Below are 3590 nucleotides of genomic sequence, written 5' to 3' on the forward strand. Positions count from 1 at the left end.
GCATTACGCCGACCAATGTAAGCATTACGCCGACCAATGTAAGCATTACGCCGACCAATGTAAGCATTACCTACATTGAGTACAATCCGCCCGGCGATGATCTTGAGGGTGAATTTGTAGTGATTACCAACGCTTCCTACGAACCAATTGATCTCACGGGGTGGACGCTGATTGACGAAGGGGCGAAACACAGCTATACCTTCCCAGCTTTTACCTTAGTCGGCGGCGCCGAAGTGAAATTGTGGACGAAGCCTGGCGTCAACGATGCCAATAACCTCTATTGGGGATTGCGCCGGCCAGTTTGGAATAATACCGGCGATACTGCCATCTTGCGAGATGCAAATGGCAACCTGATCAGTCGTTATACCTACCGGTGAGCGGCGATCTCGATCCGGCGACGATCCCGGCGCCGCAGCCATTCAAACCCTAACTGCGACCTGCATTCACCATCAAGCACACGATAACCGGCGGCGAGATATCGCTTCTGCAATATCTCGCCGGCAGTCTTTGTGCTTCATATTCGGCGCAACGGTTGGCATCACGAAGATACACTGGATTTGAGGGAAGAGCGGCGTGCACCATACTGCTATGGTGTCGCTGGGATAAATGAGTCCTCTCAACGTCATCGCCGTTCTCGCTTTGCGCTGCTAAGCATCACGATGGCATTGCGATCAAGAAATTGCATTGCTAGCGAGGCCGTTACTTTTTTCACGGTTACGCGACATGATTCGTGAGAGCGTGAAACGCTTACGTTAGAGGAGGGCATTATGAACCTGCATCGTTACACCCGATTACTGCCCATCGCACTCTCTGCCAGTATCGCCTTGGTGCTGGCAATGGGCGGGAATGCCGCCGCACACTGGCGCGAACTAACAGACGCGGCTGCCGTTTAGTGCTTTTCAACGAGTAATGAGAATGTTATGATATTTATATTGAGTGCTTTCCCGACCAAAGCAATTGTATAACATACAGTTTAAAATACATATTGTTTGTTGCAGGCGCGATCATGGCCACGATGCACCGCGCGCCCAATATGGCGGCTTTGTCGAGCGAGGGCGATCAGCATGACCAAATATCAGATCATCACCCCACTAACTTTTCTCAACGAACTCCTTGGTCTGCCCGCAAAGATTCAAAAGACCGTTTTGCAGAAAGTCAAAGCGCTTGAACGAGATCCCATTTCAGCCCAAGGCGATGCCAAAAAGCTTAAGAATCGCGTTCCACCGCTGTATCGGGTCAGAATTGGTGATTATCGTCTGATTTACACCTTTGATGCAGGATGGGTCAAGCTGATTGCGATTCGCAAACGCGACGATCAAACCTGCCAACACGATTTTGGCCAAATTGACCTGCCAGAAGAAGCGCCACCCGACGTTAGCTTCCTGCTCGTACCAGCGCCGCCTGAACCGCCACCAAGTGAGCCAGCCGTCGTCACAACCCAACCGCTGACCCGCGAAATGACTGCCGCCGATCTGCAGTAGTGGCGCATCCCGGAACAGTACTGGCCAGCCTTACTCGCCGTGCGCACTGAAGATGACCTCTTGAATGCACCCATACCGCAAGCGATTATGGAACGGGTGCTCGATATTCTGTACCCGCGCAGCGTCGATGAAATTCTGCAACAACCACAATACCTGCTCAACGATGCCGCAGACCTTGACCGGTTTGTGGCCGGCGAATTGACCGACTTCTTGCTGATGCTCGATCCCGAACAACAGCGGCTGGTCGAAACGCCGCTCGATAAACCGGTGCTGGTGCGCGGCGGGCCGGGCACCGGCAAATCAATCGTTGCGCTGTACCGTGTCCAACGACTGGTGGCGAGCAGTCAAACGCCAGTATTATTTACCACTTTTACCAATGCCCTCATCTCGTACTCGACGCAACTGCTAGAACGGCTCCTACAAGGAGATCTGGCTGCAAAAGGGGTCGAAGTCAACACCGTCGATAGTGTCATCTTCCGCCAATACGCCCTCGCGTATGGATCACCCCGCTTTGCCCCTGAAGGAGAGTTGCTGAACGCCTTGCACAAAGCGTTAGCGATCGCGCCAATGGCCGGCGACAACGAAGCTGATCGCCAACACCGCCGGGAAGCGTTACAAGCGTTAGGGGTCGAATATCTGCTCGACGAGTTTACTAGTGTGATTGAACATTGGGGGCTGACCACGTATGAAACCTACGCGAGCCAACCGCGGATCGGGCGCAAATTGCCGCTGCGCGCTTCGCTTCGCGAAGCCGTGTGGTCGGTGTATGAGACGTGGTCGCATCTCTTGCGCCAACAGGGATGGACGACGTGGGGCAATGTGCGGCGGCAGGCGTTGGAATTAGCCCGCCATCAGCCGACCCGGCCCTACCGTGCTATCGTGATTGATGAAGCGCAAGACCTTTCGCCGGTGGCGCTGCGTTATCTGTTGGCGTGCGTCGAGTCACCGCAATCAATCTATGTCACTGCCGATGCTGGCCAATCGCTGTACCAACGCGGGTTTTCATGGCAGCAGATCGATGGTGCGCTCCAAATGCGCGGGCGTAGTTTTATATTGCGGCGTAATTACCGGAATACAGCCCAAATTGCCGCCGCCTGCGCCTCCATCCTTGGCATTGCCGGCGAGAATGACCAAGCTGCCGCAATCCACAACGGCAATCTGCCGACCATTCAGTTTTGCCGTGACATCACGGAAGAAGCGCTGGCAATTCGCGATTTCTTCGCCGCTGCAGCGCGAAGGTGGCGCTTACCGCCACACACTGGGGCTGTGCTGTGCCACAGCAAGCAAGTGGCGCAGCACATTTGCGCTCAGCTCAACCAGCTTGGCGTGCCGGCGGAATTTATGGAGCGGAAGCAGATTGATATCCGCAAACCAGTCGTTAAGGTGATGACCTTGCATTCAGCGAAGGGGCTTGAATTTCCCTTTGTCGCCGTGCTCCGGCTAGCGCAAGGACATCTCCCGCACAACTTCGACCACTTGCCGCCAGAAGAGCGAGAAGAAGCAATTGCGCAAGAGCGCCGCCTGTTCTACGTCGGCTGTTCGCGCGCGATGCGGGAATTGTTGGTCTGCGCGAGCGCTGATCAACCATCATCATTTGTGCAAGCGTTGCCGGCCACGCTCTGGCAGCGGATTGAGCCGTGACCGGCGGCATTGCTAAGCCCAATAATACGTGCTAAAGAGGCCATCACAGCGGCATTATTTGCCGCTTTGCAGCTCAAGCCGGACAAAGGCGACGATCGCGGCCAGCAAAAACGCGCCTAGCCCGATCCAGCCGCTCAGTTCGGCGATAAAACGTTGTTGCGCCTCAGCAGCTAAACGCAAGGCGCGGAGATTGGTATTGGCCAAGCCCATCACGCCTTCCTGCAATGCCTGCCGGGTGGCGTCGATCAGGGCTTGCTGATTGAGTAAGAGCCACGCCGAACCAATAGCCCGCGCGGTTAGGTAGGCAACGACCCCGGCGAGCGCTCCGACCAAGATGGCGATCGCCAAGCGACCCAACCAAGCTCGCACCGGTTCGGCAGCCATTCCATTCGTCGCCATACCCATCACTGGTCTCCTTCGCCGGTAATTCGCTTGCGGGCTCGTTCTTTGGCTGCGCGCAAGCGAGCC

5 protein-coding genes are annotated in these 3590 nt (G+C 55.6%); 4 read left to right on the forward strand and 1 reads right to left on the reverse strand.

Translation table 11 applies throughout. The features are described from left to right. From U9R81_RS18200 to U9R81_RS18215, 4 genes are all read left to right on the forward strand, one after another. Window positions 1-377: lamin tail domain-containing protein (locus U9R81_RS18200; RefSeq protein WP_322496830.1), on the forward strand; the 377-nt coding region annotated here is incomplete at its 5' end. A gap of 390 nt (window positions 378-767) precedes the next feature. Then, window positions 768-893, forward strand: a complete 126-nt coding sequence (locus U9R81_RS18205; RefSeq protein ID WP_322496831.1) for a hypothetical protein — start codon at window positions 768-770, stop codon at window positions 891-893. A 171-nt stretch (window positions 894-1064) separates the two neighbouring features. Further along, window positions 1065-1481: a type II toxin-antitoxin system RelE/ParE family toxin gene (locus U9R81_RS18210; RefSeq protein ID WP_322496832.1), complete on the forward strand. Its 417-nt coding sequence runs from the start codon at window positions 1065-1067 to the stop codon at window positions 1479-1481. Window positions 1482-1541: 60 nt separating this feature from the next. After that, window positions 1542-3122: a 3'-5' exonuclease gene (locus U9R81_RS18215; protein ID WP_322496833.1), complete on the forward strand. Its 1581-nt coding sequence runs from the start codon at window positions 1542-1544 to the stop codon at window positions 3120-3122. 54 nt (window positions 3123-3176) lie between these two features. Here the strand turns inward: U9R81_RS18215 and U9R81_RS18220 are convergent. Next, window positions 3177-3590: hypothetical protein (locus U9R81_RS18220; protein WP_322496834.1), on the reverse strand; the 414-nt coding region annotated here is incomplete at its 5' end.

Origin of the sequence: Chloroflexus sp. (assembly GCF_034435895.1) — a bacterium.
In the GTDB taxonomy this organism is placed as follows: Bacteria; Chloroflexota; Chloroflexia; order Chloroflexales; family Chloroflexaceae; genus Chloroflexus.